We start from the raw sequence: 21,275 nt of genomic DNA, 5'->3' as shown, positions 1-21,275 counted from the left end.
CACGCGCGGCAACCGCCGCTTACCGGCCGGCGTCGTCGGCGCGGGCACCCCTGCGTGGAGCGACCGGGCCGGTACGCCGGGGTTACCGGGCGATGCCGCCGGCGTCGCCGCCGGCGACCCGCGCGGACGGGCCGCGGCTTACCGGCGTCAGCGCTCGGGGAGCGGGTCGATGAGGACGAGCGCCTCCCCGTCCACGACCGTCTCGCCGTCGCCGTCGGCGACCGTCGTCGCGAGCCGGTATCGGTCGTCGCCGAGCGCCTCGACCACCTCGCAGGTCGCGGACACCCGCTCGCCGACGGGGACGGCCGCGAGGTAGCTCACCTCCTGTGAGAGGTAAACCGTGAGCCCGGGGAGGCGCGCGAGCGCGGCGCTCACCAGCCCGGAGACGAGCGTCCCGTGGACGATGCGCTCCCCGAACCGCGTCCGTTCGGCGAACGCGCGGTCGAGGTGGAGGCGATTCGTGTCGCCGCTCGCGCGGGCGAAGGCGCGCACGTCGTCGCCGGTGAGCCGCTTCGAGAACGTGACGGTGTCGCCGACGGCGATGTCCTCGCGCGACTCGACGCTGCGCTCGAACGACCAGTCGCGCTGGCGATACCCCATCGAGGGGAGCGCCGGGGCGGGGCTGTCGTCCTCGGGGGCGGTCCCCCCGTACGCGGCCGTCGCGGCCCGCGAGCGCTCCATCGCGTCGCGGGTGACTCCCCCGTAGAAGCGGAGCCAGCGGTCGGTCGCGCGCGCCCAGACGCCGAAGGGGTCCACGAGCGACGCCGGGTCGGTTGTGGGTCGGGTCATCGCCTCGGCAGGGGGCGCGGAGGGTAACAGCCGTTATCGGGAACTGGCGACCGGACGGCGACGGATACGAACCGTGTAGTCGCGGGGTTGCTACCGGATACGTACGACACCGCGAGTCGCCGTCGGCTACCGTCCGCTACCGCGCGTCGGCGCTCGGGGGTAACCGGACCCAACTGGTAACTACGCATATGGGCGGAAACGGTGTAGCCGTCCGACACCGATGGCGACCGACTCAGAGGCCGCGTGGCCGCCGGCGACCCTGCTCCGGGGGTTCCAGGAGGCGGGCGAACAGGCGTTCGAACAGCAGACCGAACTGATGCGCAGGCTCCTCGCGCCGCCCGGGATGGGCGCGGGGATGCCGGGCATGGCCGGGGGGAGCCTCGCGGCGTTCAAGACGCGCGTCCAGAGCGGCGGGCGGCTCTCCATCCCCGACGCGGAGCGCGAGGCGCTCGGCATCGAGGAGGGCGACATCGTCCAGGCGTTCGTCGTGCCGCTCCCGGGGGTGAGCGAGCGTGCGGAGTGAACCGTCGCCGCGGCCGACGTATCCGACGGCGGAAGTGGAGCGGGCACACCGGTTCGCGCGTCAGTCGCTGGGCCTGCAGGTCCGGACGGCACGGGCCGCCGTCAACAGCCTCGACGAGCAGCGAACTGCCGGCCGACAGGCGGTGTCGCTGTTCGGGCTGGCGCTCGAAGCGCCGGTGTTCGCCGCCCGGGCCGCGGTACCGGGCAGCGAGCGCCCGCTCGTCCGGCTGGAGTCCGCCATCGAGGAGGAGACGGCGTCGCTGGAGGACGCCGCCGACGACTGGTGGCTGGCCGTCGGGGACGCCGCCGACGATGGGGTGGAGAGCTACGCCGCGGTGGTCGAGAGCTACGCCGCGTTCCTCGACGCCGTGTTCGCGGCGACGACCGACGCCGCGGAGCGCTTCGGTTCGATGGACGGCGACGACTGGGCCGGCGACTGGGCCGACGTCGGGGTGACCGAGCCGTGAGCAGTCGCTCGGACCCGATGACCGCGTGGTGGGAGACCGCGACGGCCGCCAACCGGCAGTACGCCGAGTCCGTCGGGCGGACGATGACCGCCGGCAACCGCTTCGCCGACGCGTGGATGGACCTCGTGGACGCGACCACCGACCAGTCGTACCTCGACGAGACGGCCGAGGCGGCGGTCGAGTCCCAGGAGATATGGCTGCGCGCGGCCGAGGACACCGCCAACCGGGCGGCCGACGCCGTGGAGGGCGAGGAGATAGAGCCCGAGCGGTTCCGCGACATCTGGCTCAACGCCGCGAACCGGGCGTTCAAGAACGCGATGGAGACCACCGCGTTCGCCGCGCTCACCGGCGAGTCCGTGGACGAGGCGCTCGCCGTCCGCCGCGAGTACGACGAGGTCCGCGAGGACCTGCTCCACGAGTGGGGGCTGGCGACGGCCGGCGACGTCCGCGAGGTGGGCGAGCGGCTGGTCGAACTCGAACGCAGACAACAGGCCGTCGAGGAACGGCTCGACCGCGTCCTCGACGCGGTCGAGGAGGGGTGAGTCCCGTGCGGGGTCCCGACGCCCTGACCGCGGCGTGGACCGCCGCGGCCGACACCGTCGAGGCGGCGGCGATGCTCCCCGAGGCCGTCGAGACGATGGGCGACGTCGACGTGGGGGAGACGCCGGCCGAGACGGTGTACCGGGAGAACAAGCTCCGGCTGCTGCGCTACGAGCCGCTGGCGGAGCGGCGCCACGAGACGCCGATACTCGTCGTGTACGCGCTCATCAACCGCCCGTACATCCTCGACCTCCAGCCCGACCGCAGCGTCGTGCGCCGGCTCCTCGAAGAGGGGTTCGACGTGTACCTCATCGACTGGGGCGAGCCGTCGGCGCTGGACGGCACCCTGACGCTCGACGACTACGTGAACCGCTACATCGCCAACTGCGTCGACGTCGTGCGCGAGGAGTCGGACGTGCCGGCGGTGAACCTCCTCGGCTACTGCATGGGCGGGACGATGAGCGCGATGTACGCCGCGACCCACCCCGAGAAGGTGCGTAACCTCGCGCTGATGGCCCCGAGCCTCTACTTCGAGGACACCGGCGGGCTCCTAGAGACGTGGGGCGACGGCGACTACTTCCGGCCGGCGGCGCTCTCGGAGACGTTCGGCACCGTGCCGGCGTCCTTCTTCGGGTCGGGGTTCTCGCTGATGGACCCGCTCCAGAACGCCGTCTCGAAGTACGTCGGCCTCGCGGAGAACCTCGACGACGAGGAGTTCGTCGCGAACTTCGCGCGGATGGAGCGGTGGCTCGCCGACGGCATCGGGATGCCCGGCGAGACGTACCGACAGTACCTGGAGGACATCTACCAGGGGAACCGCTTCTACAACGACGAACTGACGCTCGACGGGAAGCCGGTGCCGCTGTCCGGGCTGACGATGCCGGTCCTGCAGGTGCTCGCGGAGTACGACAACCTCGTCCCGCCGACGGCGAGCCGGCCGTTCAACGACGTGATCCCGAGCGACGACACCGGGACGATAGAGATAGCGACGGGCCACATCGGGCTCTCCGTCTCGCGAACCGCGCACGAACAGCTGTGGCCCGCGGTCGCGGAGTGGTTCGCCGAGCGGGACGCCGACACCCACTCGCTCGACGACGTGGACGGCATCGGGCCGCGCTACGCCGAACGGCTGCGCGAGGCGGGCATCGACACGCTCGACGCGCTGGTCGCGGCCGACGCCGCCGACCTCGCCGAGCGGGCGGACGTGCCCCGCGGCCGGCTGGAGGACTGGATGGCACAGGCCGCCGACCTCGCCGACGGGCGGTAGGGGGGATTCAAGCCCCCGCGCTCGCAGTGGCGGACGTGAAGAAGACAGCCATCGACGACGTCGACGTGCAGAACAACCCCCTCGGGGTCCACAGCGAACGCCGCCCGGTCTCGGCCGTCCTCGGGACCGAGGACTTCGCGATGAACTTCTTCCGGCTCCAGCCGGGCGAGTCGTTCTCCGGGGGACTCCACACCCACCACGACCAGGAGGAGGTGTTCTACGTCGAGGAGGGGGAGGCGACGTTCACCGTCGGGCGCGACCGCGACGACGAGGTGGAAGTCGCGGGCGGCGAACTGATACGGTTCGCGCCCGGCGAGTTCCAGATCGGCCGCAACACGGGCGACGACGAACTCGTCGGCTGGGCGCTCGGCGCCCCCGCGTCCCGCCACGACTGGGACGAGATAGAGTCGCTCGTCTTCTGCCGCGAGTGCGACGAGGAGACGGGCCACGGGCTCGAACTCACCGACGAGGGGAACTTCCGGCTCACCTGCCTGGAGTGCGACACGGTCTTCGAGCCGTAACGTCCCTTTCTTCCGACAGGTCGGGGAAAAGTACAATACCCCCGGCCCGTCCCGTGGAGGTATGCCGCGTTGTCACAACTGCGAGGGGTTCGTCACCGAGGACTACGTTCGGGTCTTCGCCCCCGACGACATGGCGTCGGTGCGGGTGTGTCCGAACTGCGAGGACAAGCTCCGGGACGGCGCGGAGATACGCGAGGCGCGCTCGACGCGCGGGAACTAGTCGTCGGCGAGGCCGGGCTCGCGGTCGGCGGCGGCGTCCGCCAGCCGCTCGCGGCCGTCGTCGGTGAGCCGGTAGATGCACTCGTTCGTGACGGGCCGCACGTAGCCGCGCTCGACGAGCGCCGCCACCCGGTCGTTCGCGTGGCCCAGCGGAAGCCCGAGCCGCGTCGCCATCAACGGCACGTACTCGGGCGGGTTATCGTCCAAGTACGCGAGTAGCTGCCGGTCGGCCGGCCGGAGTCGGTTCGTGCTCATCGTGGGACACCTACCCATGCCAATAACCTTCATGCTGTTAAAGGTATGGGTACTGTTAACACACCTTCAGCAGAGGTCCACCGTCAGGTACGCCCGCCCGGCGTCGGTAACGTTCGCGCCGACACCGATCTGGTCCGCGTTCCGGTAGGTGAGCCGGCGGCGCGGCTCCGTCTGCGAGAACCACGTGTCCACGGCCGTCGTCGCGAGCTCCTCCACCGTGCTGCCGTCCTCGCCGACCGTCACGCGGCCGAGCACTTCGAGTTCCTCGTCCTCGCGCGTCCCGGTGTTGGAGTCGTCCGCGATGCGACACCGGTCGGCGAGGTCGAACTCCTCGTACCGCTCGGCCGTCGTGAAGCCGTCGGCCGTGTTCGAGAGGTACCCCTGTGCGGCCATGTTGTCGCTGTGGAACTGCGCCATCTCCATCAGCGTCGGGTCGGTCGAGAGCCGCTGAACGCTCCGGTTCCCGCGCCGCTCGTTTATCTCGGCGACCACGGCCGAGCGGAGTTCCTCGCGGTCGATGTCGGGGCGGGGCGTCGCCGTGGCTGTCGCCGTCGCCGTGGCTGTCCCGCCGCCGGTTCCGCCCCCGCCGGCCGTCGCCGTGGCTGTCCCGCCGCCGGTTCCGCCCCCGCCGGCCGTCGCCGTCGCCGTCGGAGTAGCTGTCGCGCCGGCCGGCGTCGCGGTTCCGGGCCCGCCGAGTTCCATGCCGACGAAGGCCCCGACGGCCATCGCCGTGAGGGCGATGACCGCCACGAAAACGAGAACGACCTTGTTCACCATACCCGGTAGGGTGTCCGCCGATGGTTATATCCTTTCGCCCGCGTCCCCGTCGGAAAGAGCCGTGACCGAGGCGGTCCCGGTCGCCGGGTTCTCGCCGACGGCGACGCCGACCCCGAAGACCCTCTCCAGGCGGTCGGCCGTGAACACCTCCGCAGGCGTGCCGGCCGCGCGGAGCCGGCCCCCCGCGAGCAGCGCCACGCGGTCGCAGTAGCGCGCCGCGAGGTCGAGGTCGTGGACGGCCGCGACGACCGTCTCGTCGAGCCCCGCGACGAGGTCGAGCGTCCGCACCTGGTGGTTGATGTCGAGGCTCGCCGTCGGCTCGTCGAGCAGGAGCGCGGGCGCGTCCTGTGCCAGCGCGCGCGCCAGCAGCACGCGCTGTTTCTCGCCGCCGGACAGCGACGCGACCGAGCGGTCGGCGAACCCGGCGGTGTCCGTGCGGTCGAGCGCCGCCGCGACCCGGTCGGGGCCGTCGGGGTCGGGGTTCCGCCGGAGCCGCTTCCGGTAGGGCGTCCGCCCCATCTCCACCACCTCGCGGACCGTGAAGTCGAAGTCGAAGGAGCTGTCCTGCGGGACGGAGGCGACGAGCCGCGCCGTCTCGCGCGCCGACATGCCGGCCACGTCCCGGCCGTCGATGGTGACCCGACCCGCGGCCGCCGGGAGGATACCCCCGACGGCCTTCAGCAGCGTGGACTTCCCGGCCCCGTTCGGGCCGACCAGCGCGAGGAACTCCCCCTCCTCGACCGCGAGCGAGACGTCCGCGAGCACCTCGACGCCGCCGCGCTCGACGGCGAGGTCCTCGACCGCTATCACAGTTCGCTCACCTCCCGGCGGCGCAGCAGGTAGAGGAAGAACGGCGCGCCGACGGCGGCCGTGACGATGCCGACGGGCAGCGACGCCGCGCCCGACCGCGCGACGGTGTCGGCGAGCACGAGGAAGGAGGCGCCGGCGAAGGCGCTCACGGGCAGCAGGACCCGGTGGTCCGGGCCGACGAGCAGCCGCATCGCGTGCGGGACGATGAGGCCGACGAAGCCGATGACCCCCGCGACGGCGACGGCCGCGCCGGTGACGACGCTCGACGCGGCGAGCAGTATCCGCTTCGTCCGCTCCACCTCGACGCCGACGGCGCGCGCCTGTTCCTCGCCCATCAGCAGGGCGTTGAGGTCCTCCGCGTAGAGGTACATCAGCCCGACGAGGCCGAGGCCGAGCGCGCCGGTGACGACCGCCTCGGACATCCGGGTCGCGTCGAGGTGGCCCATCAGCCAGTAGACGACCCGGCGCATCGACTCGCCGCTGTTCAAGAGCAGATAGGAGGTGACCGCGCCGAGGAACGTCTGTATCGCGACGCCCGCGAGCAGCAACGTCGCGACGGGCGTGCGCCCGCCCTCGGTGGCGATGAGGTAGACGACGGCGGCGGTCGCGAGCGCGCCGACGAACGCCGCGCCCCGCAGCCCCAGTCCGAGCGGGACGGCGACGGGGGCTACGATGAACAGCACCGCGCCGACGGCCGCGCCCGACGAGACGCCGATGACCGAGGGGTCGGCCATGGGGTTGCGGAAGAACCCCTGCATCACGGTGCCGGCGGCCGCGAGCGAGAAGCCGACCGTCGCGCCCAGCGCGATGCGGGGCAGGCGCACCTTCGTCACGATGGTCGCGTACAGCGGCTTCACGTCGTAGCTGACGACCGGCGCCCACTCGACGCCGAGCGTCGGAAGCTGGAGGAGCGACCCGGCGCCGCCGCCGGCGACGGTGAGGCCGACGGGGACCCGGACCGCGTTCGCGAGCACCTTCGCGACGACGAGCGCGTCGATGGCGACGGGACCGACGCCCGCCGCCACCGTCGAGACGCCGAGGAGCGCCGCCGCTAACGCCGCCGACCAGACGCCGGCGCGGACCCTCGGCCGCATGTACACAAACCGAGTTTAGTTAGGTAAATACTTATTGGGTTAGGCCGGTCGGATAGACGATGCGACACCGAACCGCCGCGACGGTCGCGGCACTGGTCGTGCTCGCCGCGCTCGTTCCAGCGGGCGTCGGCGCGGCGGCCGCGACGACGCAGGAGGACTGTGCGTTCCCGCTGACGACGACGGACGCCACGGGAACCGAGATCACGGTCGAGGAGCGCCCCGAGCGCATCACGACGCTCACGCCCTCGGCCGCACAGACGATGTGGGCGCTCGACGCCGAGGCGCAGGTCGTCGGGATGACGCGGTACGCCTCGTACCTCGACGGGGCCGAGGACCGGACGAACGTCTCGGCCGGCTTCTCAACGTCCGTCGAGGCCGTCATCGGGACGGAGCCGGACCTCGTGCTCGCGCCGAACGTCACCCGGGCCGAGACGGTGACCGCCCTGCGCGACGCGGGCGTCACGGTGTTCAAGTTCGAGCTCGCGTCCTCCATCTCCGACGTGCGCAACAAGACGACGCTCATCGGCCGGCTGACCGGGAACTGCGCGGCCGCGGAGCGCACGAACGCGTGGATGGACGCGAACGTCGAGGCCGCCCGGGAGGCGACCGCCGACGTCGAGCGCCCGCGCGTCCTCTACCCGCTCGGCGGCGGCTACGTCGCCAACACGAACACGTTCGTCTCCGGGATGATAGAGGCCGGCGGCGGGGTCAACGCGATGGCGGGGACGAACTTCTCGCTCGCCTACCCCCAGGTCAACGACGAGGTCGTCCTCCGGGAGGACCCCGAGGTCCTGCTCACCTCCAGCCGGAGCGGCTACCCGGTCGGCGAGGAGCCGTACGCCTCCACGACCGCCGGGCGGAACAACCGGACGGTGTACGTGGACAACAACTACCTGACCCAGCCGGCGCCCCGGTCCATCGTCTACGGCGTCCGCAACATCACGCGGGGGCTCCACCCCGACGCCGCGGCCGACGCGGCGTTCGTCGCGAAGGACGACGTGACCCTCGCGACGGCGACGCCGACGGAAACGGCGAGCGCGACGGCCGACCCGACCGCGACGCCGACCGACTCGCCCGGCCAGACCGGGTTCGGTGTCGCCGTCGCCGTCGTCGCGCTCGCCGGCGCGGCGCTGCTCGCCCGGCGCGAGTAACCCCTACTCGGCCGACAGCTCGTACTCGGCCCGCGCCGCGCGGGCCGCTATCTCCGCTTCGAGGTCGCGCATGAAGTCCGCGACGGTGTTCCCCATCAACACGACGGGGTACCCCTCGTCCAGCACGGCGTCGAGCACGTCGGCCGCGGCCTCGTCGGGACCGTGGCGCACGACCGGCACCGCCGTCTCCCGGGCGAACGTCCGGGTGTCGTCGCCGGCGACGTGGACGTTCTCCACGAGGTCGCGCTCGTACAGCGTGTCGAGGTAGGTCGCGAAGGAGGCCGTCCGGGCGCGCCGGTCGGCGCGGAGGTAGAGGAACGGCGAGACCGTGTCCTCCCCGGCGAGCGCGCGGCGGGCCGCCTCGGTGCTCTCCACGTCGTTCACTTCGGCGGCGTTGTAGACGCGGCCGCGCGGCAGCCGCGTCCAGCGCGGCTGGATGGCCGCGAGCGCGGCGTCGAGTTCGTCCGCCGGCAGCGACGGCTCGCCGAGGTAGGTCAGGAGTTCGTCCACCGCGTGGACCGTCTCGGCGCCGATTCTCCCGCGGTCGGCCTCGGGGACCGACACCTGCTGGAACGTCGCGCCGGCGTGCTCTATCTCGCGGCGGAGGTAGTCGGAGAGCACGGGGTGCTGTTCGCCGCTGATGACGTGGGTGTCCGGCGGCACCGCGCGGGCGAAGCTCCGCGCGATGTCCGCGCGCGTCTTCCCGAGGGTGTCCTGGTGGTCCTGTCGGATGTTGGTGAGCAACACGACGTGCGGGCGGACGAACCGCTCGTTCACCAGCCGCGTCGTGTACTCCGTGATGCCCTGGTTCTCGAAGACGACCACGTCGTCGGGCGAGTACTCGTCCAGCACGGGGAGGAACCGCCAGAACGTCTTGATGTTCTCGTACAGCGTCACGCGCGGCCCCCGCCGGTCGATGGGCACCGGGTCGCCGTTGTGTATCAGGTGGGGGCGGTTCCCGGTTATCTTCACGAGCGTGTCGTAGCCGCGGCGGTCGAACACGTCGCCGACGCGCCGCGTGGTCGAGGACTTCCCGCGGATACCCATCACGACGATGCGCGTTTCCGCGCTGTCGAGGTAGCGCCGGTGGCGCGGGCCGCGGGAGAGGAGCGAGCGGGCGGCCTTCGCGAGCGCGGCCGGCGTCCCGACGGGGAAGGGGTCGCGCCCCGCCTCCTCGGTCGTGCCGGCGAAGTACACCGGGAGCGCGCCGACCGCGAGCCGCTGGACGCGCGCCATCGCCTCGGCCGCGGCGGCGGCGGTCGGGTAGGTCGCCGGGGGTTCCGCGAGCAGTTCGCCCTCGTCGACGAGGGTCCACTCGTGGTACGGGCCGTGGTCGACGAGGCGGAACTCGGGGACGTGCGCCTCGACGTCCGTATCGACGTACTCCTCGCCGGTGAGCCGGGCGAGGTCCGCCCGCACCCGGTCCACGTGCTCGCGGGCGTCGGCGTGGTCGGGGTAGTGCTCGGGGGAGACGGCGAGCACCGTCTCGCCGTCGCGGAGTCGCCAGTGCCACCCCTCCGCCGTACCGAGCACCTCGAACGCGGCGGCGTCCATCACGCGTCACCACCCCCGGAGAGGACGGAGTCGCGATACACCGCCTCCTCGCTCGGTCGCCGGACGGTGGCCCGCTCCGCGACGGCGAGACACGCGAGCGTGAGCAGCGCCCCGACGACCACGACGACCGGGGTCAGTTCCTGCGGGATTCCCCGCGGGAGCGGGCGGGAGACGAGCCGCGCGGCGGCCAACAGCGGCAGGAACGCCGCGACCTGGAGGAACGGTACCAGCCGGCGGTAGCGGCTCGCGGTGACGTGGACGTTGTAGGCGTTGATGCCCGCGACGAGCGCGACGAAGTACGCCGAGAGACCGCGCTGAACCGGGAGCGCGAGCACGGTCGGGAGCGCGAGCAGGAGCGCGAACGCGCCGGCGATGCCGATGAGGACGCGGCCGTACAACAGCGTCCGGCGGTGGAGCAGGTGGACGACGGCGTAGGTGACGACGATGACGACGGCGTAGAGGACGAGCAGCCAGACGGAGGCGAGCGCGTACAGCGCGAGCAGGCCCACGGCGATGACGCCGACCCGCACGTCGTAGCGGTCCCGGACGACCTCGGAGGCGACCATCGCCGCGCCGAACAGCACGACGGTCACCGGCCGGCCGAGCACGACCGGCTGGAGCTCCGAGGCGACGACGGCGTCGCGCCAGTTCGCCACGTCGGCGGTCGCGGCGTACAGCGTCGGGGGGAACAGGTCGCCGAGGAGGGGGCGGAGGCCCGGCGAGACGAGCAGGTAGCCGAGCCCGAACAGGACGCAGAACAGCAGGACGGAGACGAGCAGGTCCCACTTGCGGTACTCGGGCTTCAGCTGGTGGTAGTTGTACGCCGCGAGGCCGGGGAGGATGCTGCCGATGAACAGCACGGCCCGGAGGCTCCCCGGGACGAACTGGTCGAAGAGGAGCAGGATGCCGAGCGGGACAGCCGCGCCGATGGCGATGGCCGCGAGCAGTTCGTCGCGCCCGTACACGAGCGTCCGGTCCTTCAGCACGGAGAGGCCGACGAACGCGATGACCGCGCTGAGAACGGACACCGGAAGCGTGACCGCGTTCTTGAGGGTGTACACGGCGAGCACGGGAATCGAGATGGTGCCGGCGAGCCGGTACCCGAACAGTTGGGTGACGAGCGAGACGGCCAACAGGCCGAGCACGGTCACGACGACGGCGACGAGCACTACCGGCACCACTCGGCGGCCGCTAATAAGCGCACCTGAATGCCCAACCCCCGCCGGAATCGCGCTTCGACAAGACGTATAAGCCCGACCCGACAGGTGCCGGTATGGTCGAGAACGTGCTGTGGCCCGCGCAGTTCGACGCCGAACTGACGCGCGCCGAGGGACGCCGCGTCCCGATGGACCTCGCCGTCGACGAGCCGACGGTCGACGAGATAGCCAAGGCGGTCCAGCAGGTCGGCTACGACGCCGTCGTGGAGCGCGACGTCCAGTACCCCCGCGAGTGGGAGCCGCGCGGCCGCGTGCTCGTGCAGAACGCCGACGACGCCGGCAAGTCGGACCTGCTCGGCGCGGTCGGCGCCTACCTCGGGGCGCTGCGCTGATGCGGCGCCTCGGCGAGGTGGTGTCGACGGCACAGGGGCTCGTCGTCGCGCGGTGCCCGGACGACGAGCGGCCGGACATCGGGTCGGCCGCGCTCGACGAGTCGCTCGACGACGTGGGTCGCGTCGTTGACGTGTTCGGCCCCGTCTCGCGGCCTTACGTCGCGGTCACCCCCGATTCGGGCGTCTCGCCGGCGACGCTCCTGGGCGCGAAGCTCTACGCGCGCTAGACGCGCGGTTCCGGCAGCAGTTCCTCGGGTTCTCTCGCCGCCAGCCAGTCGCACAGCCGGACCAGCTGGTCGGTCGCGGCCTCGAACAGCCGTTCCCCCTTCTCCGCCGTCGCGTCGGTCTGGTCGCCGAAGACGCCGTTGTCGCTGTTGTCCCGCGCGTCGAAGAACGTCGCCGCGCCGTGGCGGTTCGTCCCCTCGGCGCTCCAGATGTCGCGAACGCCGCCGTCGCGGGCGTCGGCCAGCCGGTCGTCGTGGACGAGGTCGGTGAGGTGCTGGAGCATCGCCGTCTCCTTCGGGCCGCCGTGGGGGCCGTTGTGCTCGAAGAGGTCGTCCACCAGCTCGGGAATCGACTCGTCCCACATCCACTCCAGCGCGTAGCAGGTCTCGTCGGCGTGGAGGTCCTTCGCGACCTCGCGGAGCGCGTCGACGTTCCCGCCGTGGGCGTTGACGTAGACGACGCGGTCGATGCCGTGATAGGTGAGGTTCTCCGTGAGGTCGCGGACGTACGCGCGGAAGGTGTCGGGGCTCACCCACATCGTTCCGGGGAACTGCCGGTGGTGGCGCGAGATGCCGACGTTCACCGTCGGGGTACAGAGGTAGCCCGACCGGGCGGCGGCCTCGCGCGCCAGCGACTCGGCGATGACGTGGTCGGTCGATTCGGGGAGGTGCGGGCCGTGCTGTTCCGTCGAACCCAGCGGGACGAGCGCGAGCGACTCCGACTCGAAGTAGGACTCGAGGTCGGGCCAGGCCTCGTCTGCGAGATACATACCCGTGTCTCGGAGGCGGGCGACTAAACCGTGGTCCTCCCGGTCACTCGCGCGACTCCACGGTGACCGACCCGGAGAGCTCGCGACCGGCGGCGGGCGCGAGCGTCAGCCCCGCCTCGTCGAACCGGCGCTTCACGCGCCGCCGGAAGTCCGAGCGCACGTCCGCGACGCCGCGGTTCGCCGGGTCGTCCACCCAGAACTCGGCGCGGACCGTGATGCTGTCCGGGCCGAGGTCCACGATGCGCGCCGTGGGTTCCGGTTCCTCGAGGGTTCGGTCGTGGGCCGCGGCGAGGTCGCGCAGTTCCTTCAGCGCGCGCTCGGTGTCCTCGGCGTAGGCGACGAAGACGCGCTCCGTCACGCGGTAGCTGTCGCGGCCGAACGGCCGGGTGAGCGCGTTCGTCGTCAGTTCCGTGTTCGGGACGGTGACCGTCTCGTTGTCCGGCGTGCGGATGCGCGTCACCCGGAAGTCGACGGCCTCCACGACGCCCTCGCCCCCCGACCACGATATCCAGTCGCCGACGTTGAAGTCGGGGTCGGCGACGAGGAAGAAGCCGGAGATGAGCGAGCCGAACACCTCCTGGCCGGCGACGCCGAACGCGAACGTCAGCGCCGCGATGAGGATGGCCGAGTCGGTGTCGAGGAGGAAGGCCGCCTGGCCGGTGGCGACGAGGCCGGCGAACACGGCGACGGCCGCGATCGCGACGGCGAGGTACGTCTCCGTGGCGGTGACGAGCGTCGGGTTGTTGCGGTTCCTGACCCGGAGCACGCGGAGGACGACGGGGACGACCAACAGCCGTCCGAGGAGATAGACGCCGACGGCGACGGCGAGGAAGACGACCACGTCGGTGACGAGCGGCGCGTACGGGGCGAGCGGTTCGGGGAGCGCGGGCCGTGCGAATTGGGCGGGCGCGACGGTCATGTCCGAGGGCACGCCGACGCCGGGGAAAAAGCCGCGGGCGCGTCAGGCCGTCGTGTGCCAGGGAGCCTCCTCGAAGTCCACGACCCGGTGGCGGTCGGTGACGGCGTCGATGCGCGCGAGGTCCTCGTCGTCCAGGTCGAGGTCGAGCGCGCCGTAGTTGTCCGCGATGTGGTCGCCCGTCGCCTTCGGGATAGCCGCGACGTTGTCGCGCGCCAGCAGCCACGCGAGACACACCTGTGCCGGCGAGGCGTCGTGTTTCGCCGCCGTCTCGGCGATGGCCGGCTCGTCGAATATCTCGCCGCGCGCGATGGGCGAGTAGGCGACGAGCCAGTAGTCGTGGTCGCGGGCGTCGGCGACGAGGTCGTCCTGCGGGAGCAGGGCGTGACACTCCACCTGATTGGCGAAGATATCGGCGTCCAGGACGTCGCGCGCCTCGGCGAGGTGGCGCGGCTCGAAGTTGGAGACGCCGACGTTGTCCACGAGGCCGCGGTCGACGAGTTCGTCCAGCGCGGGGAGCGTCTCCTCGGGGTCGTAGGTGTTGATGGGCCAGTGGACGTACATCAGGTCGAGCGTATCGACGCCGAGGCGGTCGAGGCTCGCCTCCGTGGTCTCGATGACGTCGTCGTACGCGAGGTTCTCCGTCGAGAGCTTCGAGGCGAGGAACACGTCCTCGCGGGGCACGTCCGAGCGGGCGATGCCCTCGCCGACGTACCCCTCGTTCTCGTACCCCTGTGCGGTGTCGATGTGGCGGTAGCCGAGCGCCAGCGCCCGCTCGACGGAGTCGATACAGGTCTCGCGGTCGGAGTGCTTGTACGTGCCGAAGCCGAGTCGCGGCATCTCTCCGGGCATGGGCGGGAATCGGTCGTCCGGGAGTAAACTCCGTCGGAACCCGGAAGCCCGAGGTCAGGAGATGGTGACGTACTCGCTGTTCTCGTTGAGCGCGAGGTTCGTCGCGATCTCGGCGTTGCGGACGGCGTACTGGGCCGTCTGCTGGAGCGCGACGAGCACCTCCCGCACCTGCAGGAGGTCCTCGTTGTCCATCTCCGGCAGCTCGGCGAGGATGTCGCGCTGGCGGTCCTCTATCTGGCGGAACAGTTCCTTGGTTTCGAGCGCGAGGTCGTAGTCCCGCTCGACCACGGAGCGGACGCCGAGTTCCGTGACCTCGTTGACCGCGTCGGTGAAGTCGCGGATGTCGCGCATCGTCGCGTCGTCCACGTCGAGGGTGTGACCCTCCGTTTCGAGGACGATCTCGGCGATGTCCTCGGCGTTGTCCGCGGTGAGTTCGAGGTTCTTCGCCACCGAGCGGTAGCCGATGAGCGGGAAGCCGGAGTCGAGGCCGACGGCGCGCGCGAGGTTCGGGTTCTGGTAGGCCGTGAAGATGAGGCGCAGCAGCAGGACGAATATCTTGTTCGCCTGCCGCTCCCGGTTGAGCGCGCGCTGCGCCAGGTCCGGGTTGCCGTGCGCGAGCGCCTTGACGGCCTCGTTGCGCATCGTCGAGCCGGTGGATTCGAGCCGTTCGAGGAGGTTGTCGAGCGTGAAGTCCTCCGGGTCGACGGAACACCGGATGGCGATGCGCTCGGGCGTCTCCTCGATGACGCCGAGGCCCATCAGCTGCGTCTCGGCGTTGTAGACGGCGTTGATGGTGTGCGAGTCGAGCGTGCCGCCCTCCTCGACCTCCACCTGAATGACGCGGCGGCCGAGCACGTACTGCGCGAGGATGGCCCGCTCGACGGCCTCGGCCTCGAGTTCGTCGGCGTGGATGACGGCCTCGGACTCCTCCTGCTGGACGGACTCGGGCATGACCGTCAGCGTCCCCTTGCCGCCCATCCGCAGCGACACCTCGTCCCCCTTCTCGACGTTCTGCGCCTTGGCCCACTCCGCCGGCAGCGTCATCGCCAGCGTCGACGGACCCAGCCGCTGGACCTTACGAGTCTCCATATATCGGCAGATGGCTGCCAGCGACCTTAATCTTGACTAATGGTGGTAATATGTAGGACGGGAACGGCTCAGACGACCTTCATCAGCCGGCGCTCGAACTTCCCGACGCGGACGCGCATCCAGCCGCGCAGTTCCTCGTCGAGGTCGGCGTCGCCGGTGTCCACGCGGAGGACGCCCGTCTCGTCGAGCTTCCGGCGGGAGGCGACGACCTCCACCTCGCTCCGCTCGATGACGGCCGGCGATATCTGGGGGTTGCCCCGCCCGAAGACGAACCCCTGGCCGCCGATGGGCGAGACGACGATGCGGTTCTCGTCGCCCAGCGCCGCGAGGATATCCGACTCGCCGGCGTCGCGCGCCAGCACCTCGCCGTCGCGCCACACGTCCACGCCGAGGGGGCTGCCGTCGAAGCCGAGCTCCGTCTTCACCGCGTCGAGCGTCGAACCCGGCCCGAGCACGTAGGTGACGCCCGCGTCCGCCCGCGCGTCGGCGGCGACGGCCTCGGCCAGCTGTTCGACGGTGCCGCCGCCCAGCTGCTTGGAGGACTGGAGGTCCTCGCCGACCGGGACCCGCGCGAGCGCCTTCAGCTCCGTGTTCACGTCCCCGCCTCGGAAGGCGTCCTCGTCGATGTCGTTCACCTCGCGCGTCTCGGTCCGGTCGAACGAGACGGCCAGCCGCCCCGCGGCGCGGGGCGTGACCGCGAACACCGAGGAATAGACCTTCACGCCGGCGGGGACGCCGAGCATCGGCGTCTCGTCGTCGAGTTCGTCCAGCGTCTCGGCGACGTCGACGGCGGTGCCGTCGCCCCCGACGAACAACACGAGGTCCACGCCCTCGGCGACGAGGGCGCGGACGGCCTCGCGGGTGTCGGCCTTCGAGGTGTCGCCCTCGCCGGGCGCGCCGACCACCGTCGGCTCGTAGCCCGCGGCGCGGGCCTCCGCCTCGCCCATGTCGCCGCCCCAGACGAGGAGGTCGACCGCGACGCCCTGCCCGCGCATGTGTTCGAGCGCCTCGACGGCCCGGTCGGGCGCGCGGCGCTCGGCCCCGCGGCGGCGCGCCTCCTCGACCTTCCCGTCGGTTCCCTTGAGGCCGACGCGGCCCCCCATCCCCGCGATGGGGTTGACCACGACACCGATACGTCGCATGGGTCGGAGAAGCGGTGTCGCGGACTAAAGCGGCGCGGTCGTCAGGCGGACGCCTCGCCGTACTCGACGGTCATCCCGTTCACCGCGGCGAAGGCGACGAGCAGGACGACGGCGAGCAGGCCGAAGCCGACGGAGAGGTTCCGGCGCGCGGCCGGGGCGAGGTCCATCCGGTCGGCGACGAACCGGCTGGCGAACAGCCCCGACAGCAGCAGGGAGAGACCGATGGCGGCTATCCAGAGCCCCCCGAGCGCGGAGAGCGGGACGAGCAGGAGGCCGTAGGCGGTCACGAGCAGGCCGACGAGGACGGCGAGCGCCGACGCGAGGCCGGTGACGCCCTCGAAGCGAGAGGCGGAGGTGGTTGTCATCGCCCCCCTACTGTCGTGGGGGATGATAAACACGCCGTGAGCCGTGCTCGCTCGCGACCGCTACAGCGAGACGGCGTAGGCCATCAGGAAGCCGAAGTAGATGAGCACGAGCAGACCGAGCGCCTTGTAGCGGAACAGCGTCAGCGCCTCCTCCTCGTCGGCGAGCGCGTCCTCGTAGGCGGCCCGCTCGGCCGGCGTCAGGTCGCCCCCGTGGTCGAGGCCGAGGTGGAGGTCGCGGTACGCCCCGCGGGCGAAGACGCGGTCGCAGTAGGGGCAGTCGTGGTCGGTCATAGGAAGGGGGGCGCGGCGTACGGTCGCGAGACGATCCACAGCGAGGTCATGGTGTAGAACACCATCACGAGCGTGAGCGCGTACTGGCTCCGGACGGCCTGCAAGCGGGAGGGGAACAGGTCGTACGCGACGGCGTGCGCGACCCACACCGCGAGCAGGTGGCCGAGGAGGACGAAGGTGAGCGAGAGGCCGCCGAGCCAGCCCGGAACCACGAGCGTGTACGCCTGTCCGGGCGCGAACGGGTTCGCGAGCGCGCCGGCCAGCGCCGGCACGAGCGAGAGGAAGTAGCCGAGGTAGTGGGCGACGTGGTAGCCGGCGGCGATGGCGAGCAGCGAGGGGGCGAACCGGCGCGCGAGTTCGGCGGGGTCGCGGCGCGTCTCGGCGACGCGGACGCCGTAGCGCACTGCGAGCAGGTAGGCGCCGTAGAACGCGACGAAGCCGACCGCCAGCGCGAGCGGGTACAGCAGGGCCGGCGGCATCCCGCGGCCGACGGCGGCGCGGGCGAAGTCGCCCCACGGCGGCGTGGCGACGAGGCCGTCGAACGTCGTCCCCCACAGCAGGGCGACGACGAACGCCACCTCGCCGGACCCGGCGAGGAAGTCGCGTTCGAGCCCCGACCCCGGCACGCGAAGGCGGAGCCCCTCCTCCGAACTGTACTCGACGGGCGCGACGGCCCCGTAGAAGCGGAACACCCGCGAGACGGGGTCGTACTCGGCGAAGTAGCGGTCCCCGAGGAGGAGGGCCCCGCCGAGCGCGACGACGGAGTAGGCGACGACCACCGCCGCGAGCAGCCGCGGCGCGTCCGCGAGCGGGCTAACGACCTCGATCCAGATCAGGACGAGCAGGCCGACCGTCGAGAGCCACGCGCCCGAGACAGGGAGGTCGCGGCCGGCGCTCGGCAGGACGCGTGCGACCGACCGCCACGGATTGAGCACGGGCCACGCGTTGCCGACGAGGTAGGCGCTCATCGCCAGCCCCGCCCACCACCCGGCCCAGACGAGCAGGACGGCGGCGTTGCGGAGCGGTTCGGTCGGGCCGACGAACCCCGCGACGAGGACGACCGCCAGCCCGACCAAGCCGAGGGCGCGGCCGGCCGTCGCGAGCGCGTCGCTCGGGGCCGGGAGGTCGCGCCGCCAGCCGTGGACGCGCCGGAGGAAGGCGCGGTCGGTGGCGAACGACGACAGGAGGAAGGAGGCGCCGACGACGGCCCCGCCGGTCGAGAGGAACAGCCACGTCGGGACGGCGAGCGAGCGCCCCGCGTTCGAGCCGAGGCTCCCGCCGTGGGCGAGCGCGCGGCCGACGGCGGCCGTCGCGGCGACCGCGAGCGAACAGACGAGCGCGGCCGCGCGGAGGCGCCGAGCGCGGGGACGAGTCACGCCGCGAGCTAGCGGCGCGGCGACCGTATAGCCGTCGGAACCGGGCGGGGGGAGGAGAGTAGGAGGGCTTTTGACGGTCGGGTCACAAGCGCGCCGTATGAGTCACGCGGACGAATCAGACGACCACGGACACCACCTCCCCGCGGTGGAGGACTGGCCCCGCGGCTTCGGCGAGGCCTCCTGGTGGCCCTTCATCACGGCCATCGGCGCGGCGGGCTTCTACATCGGCGCGTCGCTGTACGTGCTCGGGACGGGCGACAGCCCGCTCGTTCCCATGGCGTACGGCCCGGCGGTGTTCATCGCCAGCACCTTCGTGTTCCTGGCCGGCCTCTACGGCTGGACGTACCACGCCTTCGTGAAGGCGTACTGGGAGAGCGAATCGACCGGTGTCGGCCTCCGGATGGGGATGTTGGCCTTCCTCGGCTCCGAGATAGCGACCTTCGGCGCGGGCTTCGTCTACTACTTCTTCATCCGCTCGGACGCGTGGGCGAACCTCCCCGAACTCGTCGAGAACGGGAGCATCTTCGGCAGCCTCGTCATCGCCAACACCGTGCTGCTCATCATCTCCTCGGTGACGCTCCACTACGCGCACGTCGCGCTCCGGGAGAACGACCGCCGCCGTTTCATCGGCCTGCTCGGCCTCACCCTGCTCCTGGGTATCGTCTTCCTCGGCGGCCAGGTGTACGAGTACTACGAGTTCATCGTCCACGAGGGCTTCACCCTCACCGAGGGCGCCTACGGCTCGGCGTTCTACGGCCTGACGGGCCTCCACGGCCTCCACGTGAGCCTCGGCGCGGTGCTTCTGGGCATCATCTTCGTCCGCTCGCTGTTCGGCCAGTACACCGCGGAGAAGCACACCTCCGTCACCACCGTCTCGATGTACTGGCACTTTGTGGACGTGGTGTGGGTGTTCCTCGTCGTCGTGCTGTACGTCGGCGCCATCATCACGGTCTGACGGCCGTTCCTCCTCTCTCTCCCTCTGCCCCGTAGCGACAGCTTCACCGGGCGCGCGGACCCTGGCCCCGACATGGACGAGCCCGCGCTCGAAGCCCGCCTCGGCGTGCCGGTCACCGTCTTCGACGCCACGCCCGACACGAGCGGCTACCTCCGGCGACGGGTCCCCGACGCCCCCCACGGAGCGTTCGCCGTCGCGAACGAACTCACGGCGGCGCGCGGCCGCTCGGGGAGCGCGTGGGCCGCGCCCCCGGGCGGCGTCTGGTCCTCGACGCTTCTGTACCCCGAGTTCGGCCCCGAACACGTCGGGCGGCTCACCTTCGCCGGGGGGCTGGCCGCCTGCGAGACGGCGCGGTCGTTCGGCGTCGACGCGCGGCTGAAGTGGCCCAACGATGTGGTCGTGGACGGCGACTCGTCCGGGCGACCGGACGCCGACCCCGCGGCGCGCTACAAGCTCGCCGGCGTGCTCGTCGAGGCCGTCGTGGACGCCGTGCCGGTCATCGGCAAGCCGGTGGACGAGGCGCTCACGGACCCGGAGGAGCTGGAGGCGGTCGTGATGGGTATCGGCGTCAACGCCGACCTCGACCCCGATGACATCGACACGGAGCGCCCGACGACCACCCTGCGCGCGGAGACTGGCGGCCCGGTCGAGCGGGCAGAGGTGGCGGCGCGGCTCCACGAGCGCCTGTCGGCGCGGGCCGAACAGGTCGAATCCGCGGCCGGGTTCGCCGACGCGCTGGACGACTGGCGCGGCCACGCGGTCACGCTCGGCGAGGACGTGCGGGCGACGGTGGACGGCGGGACGGTAACGGGGCGCGCGACGGACGTGGCGGCGACGGGCGCGCTGCTGGTCGAGACGGGGAACGGGCGGCGAGAAGTACGGACGGGAGAGTGCGAGGAACTACGGCGGCGTTAGGCGGACGCGTTCGTGCTGTTCGTGCTCTCGGTCATCGAGGCACGCTGGTCGGCGAGCCACCGCTCGTACTCCTCGGGCGAGACGACCTGTACCTCGCCGAGCATCGCGGAGTGGCCGACGCCGCAGTACTCCGCACAGTAGAGCTGGTAGGTGCCCTCCTCGTAGGCGACCGTCGAGATGGTGTTGTACCGCTCCGGGAACGCGTCCTGCTTCAGGCCGAGGTCCGGTACGTGGAACGCGTGGAGCCAGTCCACGGAGGTGACGTGGAAGTAGACGGTCCGGTTGGTGGGGATGACGAGCGGCTCGCCGTTGAGACTGCTCGTGGAGACGTATCTCGACTCGTTGCCGTTCACCGTCTGCTCGGGGTAGTTGTAGGTCCAGTAGTACTTCTGGGCGACGACCTCCACCTCAAGGACGTCGTCGGCCTCGCTCTGCTCGGGCCCGACGGCGCCGGAGAACTCGTACGTCGTCGCGGCGTCCACGGCGTTCGGGTTCGAGGCCGCGGTGACGCCCCCGATGGCCTGCACGCCGAGCACCTGGTAGGCGGCGACGCCGACGAACAGCAGGATGACGGCCGTGGTTACCGTCCACGTGATCTCCAGCCGGCGGTTCTCCTGTGTCGGCTTCGGCTCCTCGGCGTCCTTGTACCGGACGACGGTGTAGATGAGGACCGCCTCGACGATGACCGTGATGACGATGGCGACGTACAGCAGCTCCAGATTGAGCCCGGTGATGAGCTCGTCGTTGAGCGAGGCCTGCGCCGCGACCGGCTCGACGGCCAGCGCGAGGAGCGCCAGCGTGGCGGCCGCGAGCGCCGCGAGACGCTTGCGTGTCATGACTCGCGCTTAGGAGTGGCCCCTCATTA

Annotated in this window: 27 protein-coding genes; 11 read left to right on the top strand and 16 right to left on the bottom strand. The window is 71.5% G+C overall.

Annotation, left to right across the window (positions count from 1 at the left end):
• Positions 1–147: 147 nt before the first annotated feature.
• A complete protein-coding gene (locus tag P2T37_RS12065) occupies positions 148–789 on the bottom strand; it encodes a MaoC family dehydratase (protein ID WP_276234198.1) in 642 nt (213 codons plus the stop codon).
• 220 nt (positions 790–1,009) lie between these two features.
• Between P2T37_RS12065 and P2T37_RS12060 the strand changes: the two genes are divergently transcribed.
• From P2T37_RS12060 to P2T37_RS12035, 6 genes are all read left to right on the top strand, one after another.
• The gene (locus P2T37_RS12060) at positions 1,010–1,312 is read left to right on the top strand and encodes an AbrB/MazE/SpoVT family DNA-binding domain-containing protein (protein WP_276234197.1); all 303 of its coding nucleotides are present in this window, start codon (positions 1,010–1,012) and stop codon (positions 1,310–1,312) included.
• 34 nt (positions 1,313–1,346) lie between these two features.
• On the top strand, positions 1,347–1,778 hold the full coding sequence (locus tag P2T37_RS12055) for a hypothetical protein (RefSeq protein WP_276234196.1): 432 nt from the start codon (positions 1,347–1,349) through the stop codon (positions 1,776–1,778).
• Positions 1,775–2,320, top strand: coding sequence for a poly(R)-hydroxyalkanoic acid synthase subunit PhaE (locus tag P2T37_RS12050; RefSeq protein WP_276234195.1), 546 nt, complete (start codon positions 1,775–1,777; stop codon positions 2,318–2,320). The genes P2T37_RS12055 and P2T37_RS12050 overlap by 4 nt, the downstream gene beginning before the upstream one ends.
• The gene (phaC, locus tag P2T37_RS12045; protein ID WP_382211575.1) at positions 2,317–3,585 is read left to right on the top strand and encodes a class III poly(R)-hydroxyalkanoic acid synthase subunit PhaC; all 1,269 of its coding nucleotides are present in this window, start codon (positions 2,317–2,319) and stop codon (positions 3,583–3,585) included. Before P2T37_RS12050 ends, phaC begins: the two co-directional genes overlap by 4 nt.
• 35 nt (positions 3,586–3,620) lie before the next feature.
• Positions 3,621–4,106, top strand: coding sequence for a cupin domain-containing protein (locus P2T37_RS12040; RefSeq protein ID WP_276234193.1), 486 nt, complete (start codon positions 3,621–3,623; stop codon positions 4,104–4,106).
• A 61-nt stretch (positions 4,107–4,167) separates the two neighbouring features.
• Complete coding sequence (locus P2T37_RS12035) at positions 4,168–4,326, top strand: DUF7563 family protein (RefSeq protein WP_276234192.1); 159 nt, start codon at positions 4,168–4,170, stop codon at positions 4,324–4,326.
• On the opposite strand, the gene P2T37_RS12030 is transcribed toward P2T37_RS12035, so the two are convergent.
• The 4 genes from P2T37_RS12030 to btuC form a co-directional block, all read right to left on the bottom strand.
• Complete coding sequence (locus P2T37_RS12030; protein ID WP_276234191.1) at positions 4,323–4,580, bottom strand: winged helix-turn-helix domain-containing protein; 258 nt, start codon at positions 4,578–4,580, stop codon at positions 4,323–4,325. The two genes, P2T37_RS12035 and P2T37_RS12030, sit on opposite strands and share 4 nt — an antisense overlap.
• A gap of 66 nt (positions 4,581–4,646) precedes the next feature.
• Positions 4,647–5,357 carry a CAP domain-containing protein gene (locus P2T37_RS12025; RefSeq protein ID WP_276234190.1) on the bottom strand — a complete coding sequence of 237 codons (711 nt, stop codon included), beginning with the start codon at positions 5,355–5,357 and terminating at the stop codon, positions 4,647–4,649.
• Between the two features lie 24 nt (positions 5,358–5,381).
• The gene (locus P2T37_RS12020) at positions 5,382–6,167 is read right to left on the bottom strand and encodes an ABC transporter ATP-binding protein (protein ID WP_276234189.1); all 786 of its coding nucleotides are present in this window, start codon (positions 6,165–6,167) and stop codon (positions 5,382–5,384) included.
• Positions 6,164–7,261, bottom strand: a complete 1,098-nt coding sequence (btuC, locus tag P2T37_RS12015; protein WP_276234188.1) for a vitamin B12 ABC transporter permease BtuC — start codon at positions 7,259–7,261, stop codon at positions 6,164–6,166. The genes P2T37_RS12020 and btuC overlap by 4 nt, the downstream gene beginning before the upstream one ends.
• A 59-nt stretch (positions 7,262–7,320) precedes the next feature.
• On the opposite strand from btuC, the gene P2T37_RS12010 reads away from it, so the two are divergent.
• Entirely contained in the window at positions 7,321–8,412 is a 1,092-nt protein-coding gene (locus P2T37_RS12010) for a PGF-CTERM-anchored ABC transporter substrate-binding protein (protein WP_276234187.1), read from the top strand.
• Between the two features lie 3 nt (positions 8,413–8,415).
• Here P2T37_RS12010 and P2T37_RS12005 read toward each other — a convergent pair whose 3' ends face one another.
• Positions 8,416–9,966 (bottom strand): folylpolyglutamate synthase/dihydrofolate synthase family protein, encoded by a 1,551-nt coding sequence (locus P2T37_RS12005; protein ID WP_276234186.1) that lies wholly within the window; start codon positions 9,964–9,966, stop codon positions 8,416–8,418.
• Positions 9,966–11,135: a poly-gamma-glutamate biosynthesis protein PgsC/CapC gene (locus P2T37_RS12000; protein ID WP_276234185.1), complete on the bottom strand. Its 1,170-nt coding sequence runs from the start codon at positions 11,133–11,135 to the stop codon at positions 9,966–9,968. Before P2T37_RS12000 ends, P2T37_RS12005 begins: the two co-directional genes overlap by 1 nt.
• Positions 11,136–11,239: 104 nt before the next feature.
• Here P2T37_RS12000 and srp19 point away from each other — a divergent pair, with 104 nt between their 5' ends.
• Positions 11,240–11,515 carry a signal recognition particle subunit SRP19 gene (gene srp19 / locus P2T37_RS11995; RefSeq protein WP_276234184.1) on the top strand — a complete coding sequence of 92 codons (276 nt, stop codon included), beginning with the start codon at positions 11,240–11,242 and terminating at the stop codon, positions 11,513–11,515.
• Positions 11,515–11,742, top strand: a complete 228-nt coding sequence (locus P2T37_RS11990; RefSeq protein ID WP_276234183.1) for an H/ACA ribonucleoprotein complex subunit GAR1 — start codon at positions 11,515–11,517, stop codon at positions 11,740–11,742. Before srp19 ends, P2T37_RS11990 begins: the two co-directional genes overlap by 1 nt.
• On the opposite strand, the gene P2T37_RS11985 is transcribed toward P2T37_RS11990, so the two are convergent.
• From P2T37_RS11985 to P2T37_RS11950, 8 genes are all read right to left on the bottom strand, one after another.
• Positions 11,739–12,509, bottom strand: coding sequence for a creatininase family protein (locus P2T37_RS11985; RefSeq protein WP_276234182.1), 771 nt, complete (start codon positions 12,507–12,509; stop codon positions 11,739–11,741). The two genes, P2T37_RS11990 and P2T37_RS11985, sit on opposite strands and share 4 nt — an antisense overlap.
• 43 nt (positions 12,510–12,552) lie before the next feature.
• Positions 12,553–13,428, bottom strand: a complete 876-nt coding sequence (locus P2T37_RS11980; RefSeq protein WP_276234181.1) for a mechanosensitive ion channel family protein — start codon at positions 13,426–13,428, stop codon at positions 12,553–12,555.
• A 42-nt stretch (positions 13,429–13,470) separates the two neighbouring features.
• Positions 13,471–14,277, bottom strand: coding sequence for an aldo/keto reductase (locus tag P2T37_RS11975; RefSeq protein WP_276234180.1), 807 nt, complete (start codon positions 14,275–14,277; stop codon positions 13,471–13,473).
• A gap of 54 nt (positions 14,278–14,331) precedes the next feature.
• Positions 14,332–15,366 carry a phosphate signaling complex PhoU family protein gene (locus tag P2T37_RS11970; RefSeq protein WP_276234179.1) on the bottom strand — a complete coding sequence of 345 codons (1,035 nt, stop codon included), beginning with the start codon at positions 15,364–15,366 and terminating at the stop codon, positions 14,332–14,334.
• 68 nt (positions 15,367–15,434) lie between these two features.
• Positions 15,435–16,508, bottom strand: a complete 1,074-nt coding sequence (locus tag P2T37_RS11965) for an ATP-NAD kinase family protein (RefSeq protein ID WP_276234178.1) — start codon at positions 16,506–16,508, stop codon at positions 15,435–15,437.
• Between the two features lie 41 nt (positions 16,509–16,549).
• Positions 16,550–16,873, bottom strand: coding sequence for a hypothetical protein (locus P2T37_RS11960; RefSeq protein WP_276234177.1), 324 nt, complete (start codon positions 16,871–16,873; stop codon positions 16,550–16,552).
• A gap of 60 nt (positions 16,874–16,933) precedes the next feature.
• Positions 16,934–17,164 (bottom strand): DUF7410 domain-containing protein, encoded by a 231-nt coding sequence (locus tag P2T37_RS11955; protein WP_276234176.1) that lies wholly within the window; start codon positions 17,162–17,164, stop codon positions 16,934–16,936.
• A complete protein-coding gene (locus tag P2T37_RS11950; RefSeq protein WP_276234175.1) occupies positions 17,161–18,540 on the bottom strand; it encodes a hypothetical protein in 1,380 nt (459 codons plus the stop codon). The genes P2T37_RS11955 and P2T37_RS11950 overlap by 4 nt, the downstream gene beginning before the upstream one ends.
• A 97-nt stretch (positions 18,541–18,637) precedes the next feature.
• On the opposite strand from P2T37_RS11950, the gene P2T37_RS11945 reads away from it, so the two are divergent.
• Entirely contained in the window at positions 18,638–19,495 is an 858-nt protein-coding gene (locus tag P2T37_RS11945; protein WP_276234174.1) for a cytochrome c oxidase subunit 3, read from the top strand.
• 72 nt (positions 19,496–19,567) lie between these two features.
• Positions 19,568–20,410 (top strand): biotin--[acetyl-CoA-carboxylase] ligase, encoded by an 843-nt coding sequence (locus tag P2T37_RS11940; protein WP_276234173.1) that lies wholly within the window; start codon positions 19,568–19,570, stop codon positions 20,408–20,410.
• On the opposite strand, the gene coxB is transcribed toward P2T37_RS11940, so the two are convergent.
• The gene (coxB, locus tag P2T37_RS11935; RefSeq protein ID WP_276234172.1) at positions 20,407–21,246 is read right to left on the bottom strand and encodes a cytochrome c oxidase subunit II; all 840 of its coding nucleotides are present in this window, start codon (positions 21,244–21,246) and stop codon (positions 20,407–20,409) included. The two genes, P2T37_RS11940 and coxB, sit on opposite strands and share 4 nt — an antisense overlap.
• Between the last annotated feature and the right edge of the window lie 29 nt (positions 21,247–21,275).

This window comes from Halosegnis marinus, assembly GCF_029338355.1.
GTDB lineage: Archaea > Halobacteriota > Halobacteria > Halobacteriales > Haloarculaceae > Halosegnis > Halosegnis marinus.
This window is presented reverse-complemented; position numbering and strand designations above follow the sequence as displayed.

What these genes read in the sequence shown, in the direction of transcription:
- P2T37_RS12065 (WP_276234198.1), bottom strand. Translation starts at nt 789, where the DNA reads ATGACCCGACCCACAACCGACCCGGCGTCGCTCGTGGACCCCTTCGGC.
- P2T37_RS12060 (WP_276234197.1), top strand. Translation starts at nt 1,010, where the DNA reads ATGGCGACCGACTCAGAGGCCGCGTGGCCGCCGGCGACCCTGCTCCGG.
- P2T37_RS12035 (WP_276234192.1), top strand. Translation starts at nt 4,168, where the DNA reads ATGCCGCGTTGTCACAACTGCGAGGGGTTCGTCACCGAGGACTACGTT.
- P2T37_RS12030 (WP_276234191.1), bottom strand. Translation starts at nt 4,580, where the DNA reads ATGAGCACGAACCGACTCCGGCCGGCCGACCGGCAGCTACTCGCGTAC.
- P2T37_RS12025 (WP_276234190.1), bottom strand. Translation starts at nt 5,357, where the DNA reads ATGGTGAACAAGGTCGTTCTCGTTTTCGTGGCGGTCATCGCCCTCACG.
- btuC (WP_276234188.1), bottom strand. Translation starts at nt 7,261, where the DNA reads ATGCGGCCGAGGGTCCGCGCCGGCGTCTGGTCGGCGGCGTTAGCGGCG.
- P2T37_RS12010 (WP_276234187.1), top strand. Translation starts at nt 7,321, where the DNA reads ATGCGACACCGAACCGCCGCGACGGTCGCGGCACTGGTCGTGCTCGCC.
- P2T37_RS12005 (WP_276234186.1), bottom strand. Translation starts at nt 9,966, where the DNA reads ATGGACGCCGCCGCGTTCGAGGTGCTCGGTACGGCGGAGGGGTGGCAC.
- srp19 (WP_276234184.1), top strand. Translation starts at nt 11,240, where the DNA reads ATGGTCGAGAACGTGCTGTGGCCCGCGCAGTTCGACGCCGAACTGACG.
- P2T37_RS11990 (WP_276234183.1), top strand. Translation starts at nt 11,515, where the DNA reads ATGCGGCGCCTCGGCGAGGTGGTGTCGACGGCACAGGGGCTCGTCGTC.
- P2T37_RS11985 (WP_276234182.1), bottom strand. Translation starts at nt 12,509, where the DNA reads ATGTATCTCGCAGACGAGGCCTGGCCCGACCTCGAGTCCTACTTCGAG.
- P2T37_RS11980 (WP_276234181.1), bottom strand. Translation starts at nt 13,428, where the DNA reads ATGACCGTCGCGCCCGCCCAATTCGCACGGCCCGCGCTCCCCGAACCG.
- P2T37_RS11975 (WP_276234180.1), bottom strand. Translation starts at nt 14,277, where the DNA reads ATGCCCGGAGAGATGCCGCGACTCGGCTTCGGCACGTACAAGCACTCC.
- P2T37_RS11970 (WP_276234179.1), bottom strand. Translation starts at nt 15,366, where the DNA reads ATGGAGACTCGTAAGGTCCAGCGGCTGGGTCCGTCGACGCTGGCGATG.
- P2T37_RS11965 (WP_276234178.1), bottom strand. Translation starts at nt 16,508, where the DNA reads ATGCGACGTATCGGTGTCGTGGTCAACCCCATCGCGGGGATGGGGGGC.
- P2T37_RS11960 (WP_276234177.1), bottom strand. Translation starts at nt 16,873, where the DNA reads ATGACAACCACCTCCGCCTCTCGCTTCGAGGGCGTCACCGGCCTCGCG.
- P2T37_RS11955 (WP_276234176.1), bottom strand. Translation starts at nt 17,164, where the DNA reads ATGACCGACCACGACTGCCCCTACTGCGACCGCGTCTTCGCCCGCGGG.
- P2T37_RS11945 (WP_276234174.1), top strand. Translation starts at nt 18,638, where the DNA reads ATGAGTCACGCGGACGAATCAGACGACCACGGACACCACCTCCCCGCG.
- P2T37_RS11940 (WP_276234173.1), top strand. Translation starts at nt 19,568, where the DNA reads ATGGACGAGCCCGCGCTCGAAGCCCGCCTCGGCGTGCCGGTCACCGTC.
- coxB (WP_276234172.1), bottom strand. Translation starts at nt 21,246, where the DNA reads ATGACACGCAAGCGTCTCGCGGCGCTCGCGGCCGCCACGCTGGCGCTC.